Here is a 15,198-nt window from a genome sequence, read left to right as displayed (position 1 = left end):
GGGGCCGCGTCGGCGGCCCCGCAAGTAGCATCGATGCTGTGATCGTCTTGTTCTTCGCGGGCCTGATCCTGCTGGCACACCTTTATCTGTGGCAGCGGATGGTCCGTTCCACCACGGCCCCCGGGCGGCTGCGCAAGGCGCTGACGTGGGGCGTGGTGGGGCTGGCGGTGCTCGTCGTGGCCACGTTCGCGCTCACGCGGATGGACTTCGGGCACTGGCTGGCCTGGCCGGGCTACGTCTGGCTGGCGCTCATGTTCTACCTGATCGTCTTCCTCGTGGTGCTGGAGGTGCCGCGGGCGGTGGCCGCGCTCGTCCTGCGCGGGGCCTCGCGGAAAGCCGTGACGCGCGAGGCGGCGCCGGTGCCCGTGCCCGCCATGGCGGGCGCCCCGGCGCCCCCGGAGCCCGCTCCCGTGGTGGCCCCGATCAGCAGGAGGCTCTTCCTGGGGCGGACCACCGCCGCCATCGCGGGCGTGGGAGCGCTGGGCACGGTCGGGTACGGCATGACGAGCGCCCTGGGCGACCCCGTGATCGAACGCGTGAAGGTGGTCCTGCCGAAGCTGGATCCTCGGCTCGGCGGCCTGCGATTCGCCGTGGTGAGCGACATCCACCTGGGGCCGCTCACGGGCATGGGGCACACCGAGCGGATCGTCCGCATGATCAACGGCCTGGAGGCCGACGTGGTGGCGATCGTGGGCGACCTGGTGGACGGGTCGGTGGCCCAGCTGGGGCCGCTGGCGCAGCCGCTGAAGAGCCTGGAGTCCCGCTACGGGGCCTATTTCGTGACCGGCAACCACGAATACTTCGCTCCCAGCGGGCCCATGGAGTGGATCGAGGAGCTCGATCAGCTCGGCGTACGCTCGCTGCGGAACGAGCGCGTGGAGATCAGGCACCAGGGCGCCGTGCTCGACCTCGCCGGGGTCAACGACCTCAACGGCGCCTCGGCGGGCGACGGGCCCGACTTCGACAAGGCGCTGGGCGGCCGGGACACCGGCAGGTCCACGGTGCTGCTGGCACACCAGCCGGTCCAGGTCGAGCAGGCCGCCCGCCACGGCGTCGACCTGCAGCTGTCCGGCCACACGCACGGCGGGCAGATCGCGCCGTTCAACCTGGTGGTGGGCCTGCAGCAGCCCGTGGTCTCCGGCCTGGCCACGGTCGACGGGGTGCAGGTCTACGTCACCAGGGGCGCCGGGTTCTGGGGCCCGCCGGTGCGCGTCGGGGCGCCACCCGAGATCACGCTGCTGGAGTTGCGCGGCTGACTTTACGCAATCCCCTGGTCACCTGCGGTCATGATGGCGTAGAGTATCCAACCGGATACCGATCGGAGGTGGGGGATGGTCTCCTCGCCTATGGAGGCGGCGCATGCCGCCTTCTGGGCCAAGCGTGGCGGGCAGCTGTTCAAGCAGGCGAGGCATGCCGCGAGCATGAACCAGCGCGTCCTGGCCAGCGTGAGCGGCACGTCGAGGACCACGCTGTCGGCCTACGAGCACGGCCGGAAGTCGCCGACGCTGGAGACCGCGGGGCGCATTCTCGACGCGGCCGGCTTCCGGCTGGCGCTCGAGGCGAAGGTCGAGTTCGCGGCCCGCGCGGGCGACGGGCGGACGTTCCACGTGCCGAGCCGGTTGCGGCGGCTGCCGGTCGGGGCGGCGCTGGGCGTCGTGCGGCTGCGGGAGCGGGTCTACGACCTGGCCGACCGGGAGGCCCGCCGGGCCGCCTACACCGTGCTGCTGTGCGAGGGCGAGCCCCAGGAGCTGCTCGATCACGTGGACGGGGTGCTGCTCGTGGAGCTGTGGGGCGAGCTGGAGCTGCCCGAGGAGATCCGCGCGGGGTGGGGGCCATTGGTGGAAGAGGCCCGTCTTGAGGCCGGAGTTATGAATTGATGATGCTTTTGGGGGCCTATTCGAGGTCTGTAACCTGCACGCTGGCCCGCGAACGTAATACCCTCAGCCCCGAGTCGGCCGGGAATATCCGGCTGGTCTGTTGTCCGCCCACTTCCTGGATACGCTGAAATCATGACTGCCCCTGGCCGAAGCCGCCCGGCCCACGTGCTGGCCAATGCGCCGTTCCGACGGCTTTGGATGGCCATGTCGGTGTGCAGCCTGGGCGACTGGCTCAACATCCTGGCGCTGACCGCCCTGGCCGGTAATCTCACGCAGAGCGACTACCGCCTGCAGTCGCTGGCCGTCGGCGGGGTGTTCATCGCCAAGATGCTGCCCGCCGTGCTGCTCGGGCCGCTCGCCGGGGTGTTCGCCGACCGGTTCGACCGGCGGCTGATGATGGTCGTGGCCGACCTGCTCAGGTTCGCCGTGGTGCTGTCGATCCCGTTCGTCCGCAGCTACCAGTGGGTGATCGTCGCGACCGTCCTGGTCGAGTGCGTCAACCTGTTCTGGGTCCCGGCCAAGGACGCCACCGTGCCCAACCTGGTGCGCAAGGACCAGCTCGAGTCGGCCAACCGGCTCAACCTGCTGGTCACGTACGGCACCGCGCCGGTCGCGGCCATGCTGTTCGCGGCGCTGTCCGTGGTGGGCGACGTGATCACGAGCGTGGTGCCGTTCATGTCCGGCCAGGATGCCACGTCGCTCGCGCTGGTCGTCAACGCCTGCGCCTACCTCGTCTCGGCCGTCCTGATCTTCACGCTGCGCGAGATCCCCAAGCGTGACGGCGCCATCTCCACGCCCTCCGTGCTCAAGCAGATCGTCGAGGGCTGGCGCTTCGTGGGCGGCAACCAGCTGGTGCGCGGGCTGATCATCGGCATGCTGGGGGCCTTCGCCGCGGGCGGGGCCGTGGTCGGCGTCGCGAAGATCTACGTCCAGGCGCTCGGCGGCGGCGACGCGGCCTACGGCGTCGTGTTCGGCGCCGTCTTCGTCGGCATGGCGCTGGGCATGTTCTTCGGCCTCAGACTGCTGCGCGAGCTGTCGCGGCGGCGGCTGTTCGGCCTGGCCATCACCGTGGCGGGGCTCGTGCTGGTGGCCACCGCGCTGGTGCACAACCTGGCGATCGTGGTCATGCTGACCGTGCTGCTGGGGGCGTGCGCGGGCATCGCGTGGATCATCGGCTACACGCTGATCGGGCTCGAGGTCGAGGACGGGCTGCGGGGCCGTACGTTCTCGTTCCTGCAGTCCACGGCACGGGTGACGCTGCTGCTGGTGGTCGCCGTGGCCAACCCGCTGGCGGCGATCTTCGACGTCCACTGGCTGAGGTTCGGCGGGTTCGCCTACCGGTTCGACGGCTCCAACCTGGTGCTGGTCATCGGCGGGGTGCTCGCCATGGTCGTGGGCGTCCTCGCGCTGCGGCACATGGACGACAGGAAGGGCGTCTCGCTGGCCGGCGACCTGATCGCGGCGGTGCGCGGCGAGCGCTTCCCGGCCGAGGCGGCCGAGGCGGTGCCCGGGCTGTTCGTGGCCTTCGAGGGCGGCGAGGGGTCGGGCAAGACGACCCAGTCGCGGCTGATCGCCATCTGGCTGCGTGACCAGGGCTACGACGTGGTGCAGACGCGCGAGCCGGGCTCGACCAAGGTCGGCATGCGGCTGCGGGCGATCCTGCTCGACGCGGCCGAGCGCGGGCTGTCGGCGCGCTCGGAGGCCCTCCTCTACGCCGCCGACCGGGCCGAGCACGTGGAGAAGGTGATCCGTCCCGCGCTCTACCGGGGCTCGCTCGTGATCACCGACCGCTACGTGGACTCCTCCCTGGCCTACCAGGGCGCCGGGCGGGCGCTCGACCCCAAGGACGTGTCCAAGATCAACGCTTGGGCCACCGGCGGGCTGGTGCCGCACCTGACGGTGCTCATCGACACGCCGCCGCAGGTGGGGCTGACCCGGCTGGGCGGGGCCGCCGACCGGATCGAGTCGGAGCCGCTGGACTTCCACGAGCGGGTACGCAAGGAGTTCCGGGCGCTGGCCGCGGCGGCACCCGAGCGTTACCTGGTGGTGGACGGCACGCTGGAGGCCGAGGTGATCACCCGGCAGATCCAGGACCGGATCCGCGACATCCTGCCGGACCCGGTGCCGCAGGAGTCGGAGGACGCCACGGGCACGATGCCCGCCATCCGCGGCGACTGGACGATGCCCACCATCCGCGACTAGCCCCTTCCCCACGTACGGGCGTGGGGGCTGCTGCCGGCGGTTAGCCTTACGTCGTGGCAGTTTTCGATGACCTCGTCGGGCAGGACCAGGCGGTGGCCGTGCTGTCGCGGGCCGCGGCGGCGGCCGGGGAGGCCGTCCGGGGCGGGCGCGGCGCGGGCATGACGCACGCGTGGCTGTTCACCGGGCCGCCGGGCTCGGGCCGGGAGGACGCCGCCCGGGCTTTCGCCGCCGCGTTGCTCTGCCCCGACGGCGGGTGCGGCCACTGTGACCAGTGCCACCAGGTGTTCGTCGGCTCCCATCCCGACCTGGAGTCCGTACGCCCCGAGGGCCTGTCCTACAGCGTCAAGCAGACCCGCGAGCTCATCCTGCGGGCGGCCGGGGCGCCGACGCAGGGGCGGTGGCGGGTCATCCTGTTCGAGGACGCCGACCGGGCCACGGAGTCGGCCGCCAACGCCCTGCTCAAGGCCATCGAGGAGCCCCCGCCCCGTACGGTCTGGCTGCTGTGCGCGCCCGCCCCCGACGACCTCATGATCACCATCAGGTCGCGCTGCCGGGTGGTCAACCTGACCACTCCCGCCACGGAGGCCGTCGCCCACGTGCTGGCCACACGCGACAGCGTGCCGCCGGACGTGGCCAGGTTCGCCGCCAGGGCCGCGCAGGGCCACATCGGCAGGGCGCGGGCGCTGGCGCTCGACGAGGGCGTCAGGCGGCGTCGTGAGGCCGTGCTGAGCATCCCGCGCTCGCTGACCGGGGTGGGGGAGTGCGTCTCGGCCGCCGAGCGGCTGGTCAAGACGGCGGAGGAGGAGGCCGCCGCGGCCACGGCCGCGCTCAACGAGAACGAGACCACCGAGCTGCGCAAGCTCTACGGCGAGGGGTCCACGGGCAAGGGGCTCAACCGAGGGCTCGTACGCGGCGGGGCCGGGGCCCTGAAGGAGCTGGAGGACCGGCAGAAGTCGCGGGCCACCCGGATCAAGCGCGACTCGCTGGACGCGGCGCTGCTGGAGCTGGTGTCGTTCTACCGGGACGTGCTGGCCATGCAGTTCGGGGCCTCGGTCGAGCTGGCCAACGACGACCTCCGCTTCGACCTCGACCAGCTGGCCAAGGCGGCCACGCCCGAGGAGACGCTGCGCCGGATCGACGCGATCATGCAGTGCAGGGAGCGGCTGGCGGCGAACGTCAACCCCCAGATGGCCGTCGAGGCGATGATGCTGTCGCTGCGTTCCTGAGTCGTGATCACGGGGCGTTAGGCTGCCCGGGTCGATCGCGCGGGGATGAGGAGTGGCAGTGGCTGGAGAGGCGCCCCGGAGGTTACGGTCGTTGATCGCCATGCTGCTGGCCGGGATGTCGGTCCTCGCGGGTACGCCGGCCGCGGCGGAGGTCAGTGCGAGCGACGAGTGGGAGATCGCCGTCTTCCTGTGCACTCCGGCCACCTACGGCTGCCACAAGCGCAACGCCACGGCGAAGCAGAAGCAGGCACTCAGGACGTTCCTGGAGTCCAGGCCGGAGCTGAGCGACGTCCGGTTCGTCGATCGGGCGAGCGCGTACAAGAGTTTCCGGCGGGACTTCGCCGGCAACAGGACGCTGCTGAAGGCCGTACGGGCGAAGGATCTGCCGGAGTCGTTCCGCCTGCGGGTGAAGACGGGGGTCGACCGGGATCGGATGCGGCACGCGGTGTATCGGCGGCCCGGGGTGGGCGAGGTCATCGACCAAACCGTGCTCTATGGCGATACGCAGCCTGTGGCGTCGGAATGGGACATTTCTATCTTTCTGTGCGTGAAGGACTCGGCCATGCCGGCCTGCCTGTCCGGTCGTGGCAAGGCGAACGGGAAGATCGCGACCCTAAAGGAGAAGAAGGTCATAGCCAAGGCGATCGAGGGCACGACCGGGGTCGAGACGTACATCTTCGAGGACCAGGCGACGGCCTACCGGAACTTTGTCGAGTCCTATGCCGACAACGAGTCGCTCATGAGCGTCACCAAGATGTCGGACATTCCTGAGTCGTACCGGCTGACCATGCGGCCCGACGTCGACTGGAACGCCGTGAGCCGCAGCCTGGCGCGGCTGCCAGGGGTGAGCCAGGTGTACAACCTGAGGTGTACGGACGCCAAGCTCAAGCTGGAAGTGGAGTACGGGCGCAGTGACCTGCCCGACAGTAAGGTCTGCGCGCCGCGCCGGTGAACCCGTAGGGTGACGCGAGCAGCAGATGGGGCTGACGGGCGTCTCTGATACGTGGAAGTCGAACTACTCACCCAACAAGAGGCCCTGGCGCGGCAGCGGGTCGACGTGGCGTCGATCTTCGCCGAGCACCACGTGGGCCTCGTACGGCTTGCCCTGATCATGGTCGGCGATCAGGCGACCGCGGAAGACGTCGTACAGGAGGCGTTCGCCCGCACCCACGCCGGGCGCGGCCGGTTGCGCGACGCCGACAAGGCGCTGGCCTATGTCCGCTCCGCGGTGCTCAACGGCTGCCGGTCGGTGCTGCGCAGGCGGGCGACCGTGTTCCGGCGGGCGGTGCCGTACGAGCCGCCCGTCTGGTCGGCGGAGAGCGCCGCGCTGCTGGGCGAGGAGCGGCGCGGGGTGCTGCTCGCCCTGCGTGAGCTGCCGCGCAGGCAGCGGGAGGCGCTCACGCTCCGCTACTACCTCGACCTGTCCGACCAGGAGATCGCCGACACCATGGGGATCGGCGCCAGCACGGTCAGGTCCACGATCGCGCGGGGGCTGGCCGCCCTCGGCCGGGCACTTGGGGAGGATTCATGAACAGCGCGATGGAAGACAGGCTGCGCGAGGCCCTCACCGAGGCGGGGGCGACGGTGGACGCCGGCACGCTCAGGCCGCTCAGGGCGCCGGAGCGGCGGCGGTTCAGGGTGGATTTCCGGCTGGTGGCGGTGGCGGCGACCGTGGTGCTCGCGGGGGCGGCGACCACTGTCGGGCTGCTGGGCGGCCCGGGTGACGAGAACCGCGCGGTGGCGGCCGATCCGCCGCCCGCCGAGCGGAAGGTGACCGTCTTCCTGTGCGCGAAGTCGTCGGACCGGAAGCAGACGGCCTGCAAGGGCGCTGTCAGTGAGGAGGAGACGCAGGAGATCGTGGCGAAGGTCCGGCAGGTGCCGGGGCTCAAAGAGATGTCCTACGCGGACAAGAGCGCGGTGTACGCCGACTTCCGGCGGAATTTCGCGCACAACGAGCCACTCCTGGCCGCTGTCGGCGTCGACGACATCCCTGATTCGTTGCGGTTGACCCTCATGGAGGGCACCGATCCGCGCAGTGTGCAGGAGGCGCTGCGCGGGTTGCCAGGGATCTTGGACGTTCGGGAAGTGGTACCCGACGACGCTACTCCGCCGAGCAAATGGGATCTGAGCGTCTTTCTCTGCAGCCCCTCGTCCGGCATGCCGTCCTGCGGCGCCGAGCGTAAGCCCGACGGCAAAGGCAGCTTCACCGTCACGAAGGAGGGGACGGGCGTCACGCTCGCGCAGAAGAAGGCCATCCAGAAGCTGATCGTCTCGACGCCCGGCGTCAAGGAGGTGTTCTTCGAGGACCAGACGACGGCTTACGAGAACTTCCGCCGCTTGTACAAAGACAACAAGGTGATGCTCAACGCCACGAAAGTCACCGACATGCCCCAATCGTTCAGAGTGATGCTGCTGCCCGAGGCCGACTGGAGCAAGCTGGTCAGCAGGTTGGGGCGGGAACCAGGGGTGAGCCAGGCTCTCTACCACGGATGCCTTTACGACAGCGCTCGGCTGATGAACCGCTACGGGTTGTTCCTGCCCGAGAGCAAGGTGTGCCCTCCCGACAGGCGATCCGGCGAACATCCGGACCCCGGCCCCTCTCCCACGGCGGGCTGACACACGTAATGTGGCAGGGAAGGTCGTTCGACCCCTAGGCCGTCAGGAGGCGAGCTCGAGCCCATGGGAATGATCATGGCCGTGAGCTTCACCCGTTACGGGAGGCTCTACTACCTCGATCCCGGCGAGCACAGCCCGAAGGTGGGCGACAAGGTGCTCGTGCCGACCGACTCGGGCCCCGAGGTGGCGGAGTGCGTCTGGGCGCCGCAGTACACGAGCGAGGACGTCGAGGGGCTGCCCCTGTGCGCCGGCCTGGCGGGTGAGGAGCACCTGGCCCGCGACGAGACCAACAAGCGCCGCAGGGCCGAGGCCCGCAGCGTGTCGAAACGGCTGATCAAACGGCACACCCTGCCGATGAAGGTGGTCGGGATCGACTACCTCGACGAGGACAACATCTACACGGTCTACTTCTCCGCGCCGCACCGGGTCGACTTCCGCGCCCTGGTCCGCGACCTGGCCCGCAACCTGCGGGCCAGGGTCGAGCTGCGGCAGATCGGCCCGAGGGACGAGGCGCGGCTGCAGGGCGGCATCGGGCCCTGCGGCCGTGACCTGTGCTGCGCCACGTTCCTGAAGGACTTCGAGCCGGTCTCGGTACGCATGGCCAAGGACCAGGATCTTCCGGTCAATCCGCTGCGGATCGCCGGGGCGTGCGGGCGGCTCATGTGCTGCCTGAAGTACGAGCACCCGCTCTACCAGGAGTTCCGCGCCTCGGCTCCCCGGGCGGGGGTCAGCGTGGAGACCCCACAGGGTCCGGGCGTCGTGGTGGGCCACAACGTCCCGTCGGACTCCGTGGTGGTGCGCCTCAACGACGGGGGGCGGCGGTGCGCCTGCTCGAAGGCCAGCGTGTGCGCGCCGCGCAAGGCGTATGACTCGACATATGGGGATTCGGCTGAGGCGTGAACGGGGGAGCGAGTACCCCTCCGGCTCCTGTAGACTCTTCCAAGTCGCAGAGCACGCCGCCTTAGCTCAGTCGGCCAGAGCACTTCACTCGTAATGAAGGGGTCTGGGGTTCGAATCCCCAAGGCGGCTCCAGGTCAAAGGCCCTCTCGGATGATCCGGGAGGGCCTTTTGCTAACACTTCTGCTAACGGGCGCTCGCCCAGATGATCGTTATGATGCAGCATGGGGCTGTGGACGTCTTACTCTCGCAACTCCCCGCCCTACTGGGAGTGATCGTCGGTGCAGTGGGCTCCTATACGGCTACCTACCTGGTAGAGCGTGTCCGTTGGAACCGACAACAGACGACTCGGTGGGATGAGGAACGTCGAAAGGCTTACGCGGAGTACGCGCACTCCGTCAAGGCGCTGATTCAGATGTCGGCCGAGATAGCCGCAGCGCGAGGTGTCAACACTCGCTTCAGGATCGTGAACAAGGTCGATGCTGAGGAGAGTCTCAAGGAGCTCGCCCGCGTCGCATTTGAGCGCTCGGCCAAATGGGAATCGGTCCTGCTGCTTGGCGATGACAAGACAATCGAGGCGGGACGCGCATGGCACTCTCTTGCACTTCGAATGGAAGAGTTCGCTCACGGTAGCCGGAACGACCCTGAGGAATGGGCGTCGGTCTACGCTGATGCCGGGGCGGCACGAGACTATTTCTACGAGCAGGCCCGACGTGACCTGAGGATCCACGTCGGCGCCAACGTCTCACCTCGTGGTCTTTGGAGACGGCGGCCCGCGTCGGCGGCAGGGGAAACGTTGCAGGCCCCTGCGTCGGAGCACAAGGGCCTGAGCGCTGGTTGAGGAGGCCGCGGCAAGGTGGTGTGGCGACGTGGGTGGTCGCTTGTGGCCGCTTGTGGGACCGTGAGTCCGTGGAGCCAGTTGATCAGAAGAGGTCGTGGTTTGACGCCCTGACCGTGCCGCAGCGCGTGATCGTGGTCGCAGTATCAGCGGTGGGCCTCGTGGGCGGGATGGCGCTGTTGCTGATGAATCCTCCCCACGATCTTGCCGCGTTCTTCCTGATCCTTGCTTATGTCATCTCGGCGGTGGCTGTTGTACACAGCATTCCCTGGGGGCGAGCACGCCTTGGGGGCGGGGCTCAGCTCTGGTTGGGGTTTGCGTTGGCCTTCAAGTCCCTGTCCGGTGAACTCACGACGCCTGCGTTCCGGATCGCGGGACTGATCCTGGGTGTTGGCCTGGTGACTCATCTGCTTGTGCTTGCGGTGATCAGGGATCGGAGACTGAGGCAGGGGCGTCAGCGAACCATGGCGCAGGTTCACTGAGCGCCGAAGATCCGGTTACGCCGGGCGAGCAGGGCCAGCAGGGCGATCATGACGAGGCCGAGCGCGGCCAGTGACACGCGGTCGGTGGTGTTCTCGCCGTTGGCGATCACGCCGAACACGGTGTGCGCCACGAGTGCCCCGCCGGCCAGTGCCAGGCTGTGCTGATCGCGCCATCCGTCGTGTGCCGTCCACCGGCGTAGCAGCATCCCTGCCGCCACCGCCAGGAGGGCCGCCGCCACCATCGGGACCGCTACCCAGCCGCCTTGGGTGAAGGCCGGGTGCTGGGCGCCGCCGAAGGGGAACAGTAGCGCGAGATATCCGAACGCCGCCGTCCCGGCCAGGCACGCGACGACCGGAGGTGTGGGAGTCGTCTGGAGGGCGGTGGCTGGCACGTCCGGTGGCGTGGGGGTCGTCTGGGGGGCTGTGGCTGGCGCATCTGGCGGTGTGGGGGTCGTTCGGGGCGGGGTGGACGGCAGGTTGCGCGGGCGGGGGGTGAAGCGCAGTGCGAGCACCGTGAGCGCCGCGATCGTCAGTGCGAAGGCCGCCAGCATCGCCGGCGGTGCCTGGTAGCCGGGGTCGATGAAGGCCGTTGTCCACCGCAGCAGCAGGGCGCCCAGCACGAACACCACTCCCGCCACGGCCAGCCCCGTCCGCCCCAGGTAGGGACGATGGCGAAGGCTCGGGACGATGAGATCCACCAGCAGGATCGGCAGTGCCACGCTGAAGACCGCGTGATAGGGGATGTTCAGCTCGGTGTAGGCGCTGTTGAGGCCGAGGATCCTGGGCGCCCAGTCGGCCACGCCGTAGATGGTCGGGCTGGTGAGCGCCTGCAGCGCCAGTCCTTCCTCCACGATCCCGTACGCCGCCCCGAGCAGCAGGATGGCGAGCCAGCCCCGGCCGGTACGGCGTACCAGCTCGCGGATCAGTACGGTGCCGGCGCCGTAGATCGGCACCCACAGCAGCAACAACCATGCCTTGCGGAGGGGCGGGTTGCCGAGCGTGAGCTCGGCGACAACCGGGGTGAGCCCGGCCAGCAGGAGCGCGGCCCACCGGCCGCGTGCTCGTGAGGTGACCATGCGCCTACGGTCTCCCGCGGCGGGTGCGGCGCGCTGCTGCCGCCAGGCCGGTCCGTGGCCTCTTCGGTCGCTTCCGGGTGGTGACTTTGGTTGCCATGGTGGGGCGACGATGGTGACCTTCGTTGCTTACCAAGCGTAAGGTCGGCGGATACGATCTGCGGTTGTGTTCGAAGCACAGGGGAGGGACGGGGGCCGTCGCGACGGCGGACCCCGGAGGCACGGAGACACCGCGGACGACGACGGTTCGGGGCGGGATCGCGCAGCCGCAGACGACGACGGCCCGGGAGGGGAGCGCGCGGCTGTGGGCGATGACGGGCTGGGACGGGGTCGCGCGGCTGCGGGCGGTGGCGCGGTTGCGGGCGGCTGGGGTTCGGGGGTGGGTGGGCGGCGGGGTTCGCGGCGTGACTGGGCGGTTGGAGCCGGTGGCATCGTGCTTGCCGTGGCCGGGGCCGGTGCGGTGGTCTGGGGGGATCTGGTCCCGGGGACGCCGGGCTGGTACCTGTGGGCCGACGTGGGCGGTGGGGTCCTGGCGTGCGTGGGATTGTGGCTGTGCCGGCGGTGGCCGGTGGCTGCCTCGCTGGTTGTCATCGCGCTGTCTGTCCCCGCCGCGGCTGCGTCGGTGGCCGCGGGGATCGCCGCGCTTGTCGCGGCGCTGTACCGGCGACCGCCCGCGGCTGTCGCGGTGGGGGCGGCTTGGGTGGCGGCGACGCTGGTCAGGTTCGCGTGGCGGCCGCCCGGGCTGGCGCCGTACCCGGTGTGGGCGCTGGTCGGCGTGCTGTTCGGCGGGGCGATCACCGGCTGGGGCATCCTGGCCAGGACCCGGCGGGAGCTGCTGGCGTCACTGGCGGAACGGGCCCGCCGCGCCGAAGCCGACCAGCGGCTGCGCGCGGAGGAGGCCCGCCGCTCCGAACGCCTCGGCATCGCCCGCGAGATGCACGACGTGCTCGCCCACCGGCTGTCGCTGCTGGCGGTGCACGCCGGAGCGCTGGAGTTCAATGCCGGTGCCAGGCCGGACGAGGTCGCCGAGGCGGCCGGGGTGATCCGGACCAGCGCCCACCAGGCGCTGCAGGAGCTGCGCGCGGTCATCTCCGTGCTGCGCGAGAGCCCGTCGGCCGAGCTCCCGCTGACCGGGCTCGCACCGCTGGTGGAGGAGTCGCGGCGGGCCGGGATGCGCATCGAGCTGGACGAGAACGACGTACGTTTCGCCGATCTGCCGGAGGCGACCCGGCGCACCGCGTACCGCGTCGTGCAGGAGGGGCTGACCAACGCGCGCAAGCACGCGCCCGGCCGGCCCGTCACCGTCGTGGTCTCCGGCGCGGCCGGTGGTGAGTTGACGGTCGAGGTACGCAACCCGCTGCCTGCCGGGTGGGAGGCGGCGGTGGAGCTGGCCACGACCGGGGGTGGAGCCGGGCTGGCAGGGTTGGAGGAACGGGTGTCGCTGGCGGGTGGGCGCCTGGAACGGGGAAGCACTGACGGCGGCGGGTTCCGGCTGGCGGCGCGGCTACCATGGCCACGTGAGCGGCCCCATGAGTGAGCCGGTGAGCGGGCCGGTGAGCGGCGCCATGAGTGAGCCGTTGAGCGGGCCGGTGAGTGGGTCCGCGGGTCCGCCCGTGAGTGGGGCTGGGGGTGCGCCCATGGGTGGGTCTCCGGGGCGGCCTGGGAGTGGGTCTGCGGGTGTGCCCGTGAGTGGGGTTGCGGGTGCGCCGCTCGGCGGGCCCGGGAGTGCGGCCGTCGCGATCCGGGTGCTCATCGTCGACGACGACGCGCTCGTCCGTACCGGGCTGACGCTGATGCTCAAGGGCGCGCCCGACCTCCAGGTGGTGGGTGCGGTGGCCGACGGTGCGCAGGTCCAGGCCGCGGTCGGCGAGCACTCTCCCGACGTGGTGCTGATGGACATCCGGATGGCCGGCGTCGACGGCATCGACGCGACCCGCAGGCTGCGCGCCCGCCAGGATGCGCCGGAGGTCATCATCCTGACCACGTTCGACGCCGACGAGCACGTGTTCCGGGCGCTGCGGGCGGGAGCCAGCGGGTTCCTGTTGAAGGACACGCCGCCCGAGGGGATCGTCGAGGCGATCCGGCGCGTCGCCGCCGGCGAGCCCAGCCTGTCGCCGAGCGTCACCCGGCGGCTGATCGCCCACCTGGTGCCCGAGGAGGACAACCGGCGGCGCGCCGACGCCCGGCGGGTGCTGTCGGCGCTCAGCGACCGCGAGCGGGAGGTGGCGCTCGCGGTCGGGCAGGGCAAGACCAACGCCGTCATCGCCGGCGAGCTGCACATGAGCGTGGGCACGGTCAAGGGCTACATCTCCCGCATCCTCACCAAGGCGGGTCTGGACAACCGCGTCCAGCTGGCGCTGGTCGTCCACGACGCCTCATAGGACGGCCGCCGCTCACAGTCCCCCCGCTTCAGGCCGCCCGTTCGCAGCCGCCCGTTCGCAGCCGCCCGCTCACAGCCGCCCGCTCACAGTCGCCCCGCTCACAGCGGCCGCGCGAGCCGCGCAGCGAACGGCGGGCCGGGCGACGCCCAGCGGGGGACCGCCGCCCTGCTCAGCGTCCTCGTCACCCTGCCACGTGCAGTCGACTTCTTTCAGGAGGGGATCGGACGGGACGGGCTGGCGGGGTAGGTCGTCGGTGACGTATGCGCTGAGGTGGCTGATGTAGGCGCGATCTGGCCGAGCTGGTCGGCGCTGTTGTAATAGGGCGACATATTGCACTACATAATGACCCGCCCAACCAGTGACGATCCTTGGCCGACGGCGATCGCGAGACAGTAAATCGTCCTGTACCGAGGCCAGTCTTCCGCCGAAGGCGCCAGGCCGCCCACGGCGACCTCGTCCTTTCGCTTCTCCACCAGTCGCATTCTCGGCGTGCACCCGTTCTCTGTCAGGCGCTGCATATCCCCCATCCCCGGATACGGACCATCAGGGATGACGTAGATAGTGGCGAATTCCGCCACATGCGGCCGATCGCATGGAACGACCGTCACCATGAAGTTGTCAGGTAGGGGATCGATGCAGTCGCCCGGCCTCAGTTCGGTGGCGTGATATCGGTGCACGCCGGCTGGAAGGCTGACCTCGGAGGGGGAGGGGGTCGGCTGAGCCGCCTGCCGGACGCTAGGGGTAGCGGAGGGCGAGGAAGCGGGCGCCGCGGTACACGCCGTGAGCGCGGCCACCATGCATATGGTCAGGCCTGGAAGTGCCGAAAGGCGGAACAGCATGCGGGAGATTGTGCCGTTCGCGGATCACTGGAAGATCGCGACGGGTCACCTCTCGGCGGATCCGGGAGGGCTTCTGAGCGTCTGGCGGGTGCCTGTTGTCGAAGATCCCTTGTAGGGCATCATGGCGCGATGAGCGCGCGCTACGACGACGTGATCGGCCCCCTCCGAACGGCATATGACGATGGCGCCCAGCGACGTGATGCCATGGGCAAGACCCAGTGGAAGCTGGCGGAGCGGGAGGCGTTCCTGAGCCGGCTGCAGGGCGACCGTTGCGGACGGCTGCTGGAAATCGGCGCCGGAACGGGCCAGGACAGCGTGTACTTTCAGGAAAACGGCCTGGAGGTCGTGGCCGTCGATCTGTCGCCTGCCATGGTGGCGCTCTGCCGGGAGAAGGGCGTCGAAGCCCATGTCATGGACTTTCTGGGCCTCGATTTCGCGCCTGGTTCGTTCGACGCGGTGTACGCGATGAACTGCCTGCTGCATGTGCCCAACAGCGACCTTCCGGCGGTGATGGAGGCGATCCACACGCTGATGCGGCCCGGTGGCCTCTTCTTTCTCGGCGTGTACGGCGGGGGCAGCCTGACGGGCGAGGGTCCCTTCGAGGAGGACGATCACCGTCCTCCTCGGTTCTTCTCCTTCCGCAGCGATGAGCAGCTCCAGGAGTACGCACGCAAGGCTTTCGAGGTGGTGGATTTCCACACCGTGGGATCTGACGAACTTCGGTTCCAGTCGCTGACGTTGCGGCGATCTGGATGATCAACTTTGGG

The 15,198-nt window shown here is 69.9% G+C and carries 14 protein-coding genes and 1 tRNA gene; 14 read left to right on the top strand and 1 reads right to left on the bottom strand.

The genetic code is table 11. The annotated features are described in order from the left end of the window. The first annotated feature begins 38 nt into the window (after positions 1-38). From HD596_RS12270 to HD596_RS12220, 11 genes are all read left to right on the top strand, one after another. Positions 39-1,256, top strand: a complete 1,218-nt coding sequence (locus HD596_RS12270; protein ID WP_185069380.1) for a metallophosphoesterase — start codon at positions 39-41, stop codon at positions 1,254-1,256. 75 nt (positions 1,257-1,331) lie between these two features. Continuing rightward, the gene (locus HD596_RS12265; RefSeq protein ID WP_221519293.1) at positions 1,332-1,877 is read left to right on the top strand and encodes a helix-turn-helix domain-containing protein; all 546 of its coding nucleotides are present in this window, start codon (positions 1,332-1,334) and stop codon (positions 1,875-1,877) included. Positions 1,878-2,009: 132 nt separating this feature from the next. Next, positions 2,010-4,079, top strand: coding sequence for a dTMP kinase (gene tmk, locus HD596_RS12260; protein WP_185069379.1), 2,070 nt, complete (start codon positions 2,010-2,012; stop codon positions 4,077-4,079). Positions 4,080-4,132: 53 nt separating this feature from the next. Further along, the gene (locus HD596_RS12255) at positions 4,133-5,305 is read left to right on the top strand and encodes a DNA polymerase III subunit delta' (RefSeq protein ID WP_185069378.1); all 1,173 of its coding nucleotides are present in this window, start codon (positions 4,133-4,135) and stop codon (positions 5,303-5,305) included. Positions 5,306-5,405: 100 nt separating this feature from the next. Beyond that, positions 5,406-6,257, top strand: coding sequence for a permease-like cell division protein FtsX (locus tag HD596_RS12250; RefSeq protein ID WP_246556006.1), 852 nt, complete (start codon positions 5,406-5,408; stop codon positions 6,255-6,257). 51 nt (positions 6,258-6,308) lie between these two features. Further along, complete coding sequence (locus HD596_RS12245) at positions 6,309-6,836, top strand: SigE family RNA polymerase sigma factor (RefSeq protein WP_185069376.1); 528 nt, start codon at positions 6,309-6,311, stop codon at positions 6,834-6,836. A gap of 53 nt (positions 6,837-6,889) precedes the next feature. Continuing rightward, on the top strand, positions 6,890-7,921 hold the full coding sequence (locus HD596_RS12240) for a permease-like cell division protein FtsX (protein ID WP_185069375.1): 1,032 nt from the start codon (positions 6,890-6,892) through the stop codon (positions 7,919-7,921). 69 nt (positions 7,922-7,990) lie between these two features. After that, positions 7,991-8,821 carry a PSP1 domain-containing protein gene (locus tag HD596_RS12235; RefSeq protein WP_185078431.1) on the top strand — a complete coding sequence of 277 codons (831 nt, stop codon included), beginning with the start codon at positions 7,991-7,993 and terminating at the stop codon, positions 8,819-8,821. Positions 8,822-8,876: 55 nt separating this feature from the next. Continuing rightward, positions 8,877-8,953, top strand: a tRNA-Thr gene (locus HD596_RS12230). A 97-nt stretch (positions 8,954-9,050) separates the two neighbouring features. Next, positions 9,051-9,659: a hypothetical protein gene (locus HD596_RS12225; protein WP_185069374.1), complete on the top strand. Its 609-nt coding sequence runs from the start codon at positions 9,051-9,053 to the stop codon at positions 9,657-9,659. A 68-nt stretch (positions 9,660-9,727) separates the two neighbouring features. Continuing rightward, complete coding sequence (locus tag HD596_RS12220) at positions 9,728-10,138, top strand: hypothetical protein (protein WP_185069373.1); 411 nt, start codon at positions 9,728-9,730, stop codon at positions 10,136-10,138. On the opposite strand, the gene HD596_RS12215 is transcribed toward HD596_RS12220, so the two are convergent. Continuing rightward, positions 10,132-11,214 (bottom strand): AF_0692 family protein, encoded by a 1,083-nt coding sequence (locus HD596_RS12215; RefSeq protein ID WP_185069372.1) that lies wholly within the window; start codon positions 11,212-11,214, stop codon positions 10,132-10,134. The genes HD596_RS12220 and HD596_RS12215 overlap by 7 nt on opposite strands. 439 nt (positions 11,215-11,653) lie before the next feature. Here HD596_RS12215 and HD596_RS12210 point away from each other — a divergent pair, with 439 nt between their 5' ends. The 3 genes from HD596_RS12210 to HD596_RS12200 all read left to right on the top strand — a co-directional run bounded on the left by HD596_RS12210 (position 11,654) and on the right by HD596_RS12200 (position 15,187). Then, positions 11,654-12,748 carry a sensor histidine kinase gene (locus tag HD596_RS12210; RefSeq protein WP_185069371.1) on the top strand — a complete coding sequence of 365 codons (1,095 nt, stop codon included), beginning with the start codon at positions 11,654-11,656 and terminating at the stop codon, positions 12,746-12,748. A gap of 148 nt (positions 12,749-12,896) precedes the next feature. Further along, positions 12,897-13,592 carry a response regulator gene (locus HD596_RS12205; RefSeq protein ID WP_313043724.1) on the top strand — a complete coding sequence of 232 codons (696 nt, stop codon included), beginning with the start codon at positions 12,897-12,899 and terminating at the stop codon, positions 13,590-13,592. A gap of 968 nt (positions 13,593-14,560) precedes the next feature. Continuing rightward, positions 14,561-15,187 carry a class I SAM-dependent methyltransferase gene (locus HD596_RS12200; RefSeq protein ID WP_185069369.1) on the top strand — a complete coding sequence of 209 codons (627 nt, stop codon included), beginning with the start codon at positions 14,561-14,563 and terminating at the stop codon, positions 15,185-15,187. Positions 15,188-15,198: the final 11 nt, after the last annotated feature.

The sequence above is a fragment of the Nonomuraea jabiensis genome (assembly GCF_014204795.1).
Classification (GTDB): Bacteria; Actinomycetota; Actinomycetes; order Streptosporangiales; family Streptosporangiaceae; genus Nonomuraea; species Nonomuraea jabiensis.
This window is presented reverse-complemented; position numbering and strand designations above follow the sequence as displayed.

Coding starts and splice junctions, on each gene's coding strand:
- HD596_RS12265 (WP_221519293.1), top strand. CDS start 1,332: ATGGTCTCCTCGCCTATGGAGGCGGCGCATGCCGCCTTCTGGGCCAAG.
- tmk (WP_185069379.1), top strand. CDS start 2,010: ATGACTGCCCCTGGCCGAAGCCGCCCGGCCCACGTGCTGGCCAATGCG.
- HD596_RS12250 (WP_246556006.1), top strand. CDS start 5,406: ATGCTGCTGGCCGGGATGTCGGTCCTCGCGGGTACGCCGGCCGCGGCG.
- HD596_RS12235 (WP_185078431.1), top strand. CDS start 7,991: ATGATCATGGCCGTGAGCTTCACCCGTTACGGGAGGCTCTACTACCTC.
- HD596_RS12215 (WP_185069372.1), bottom strand. CDS start 11,214: ATGGTCACCTCACGAGCACGCGGCCGGTGGGCCGCGCTCCTGCTGGCC.
- HD596_RS12200 (WP_185069369.1), top strand. CDS start 14,561: ATGAGCGCGCGCTACGACGACGTGATCGGCCCCCTCCGAACGGCATAT.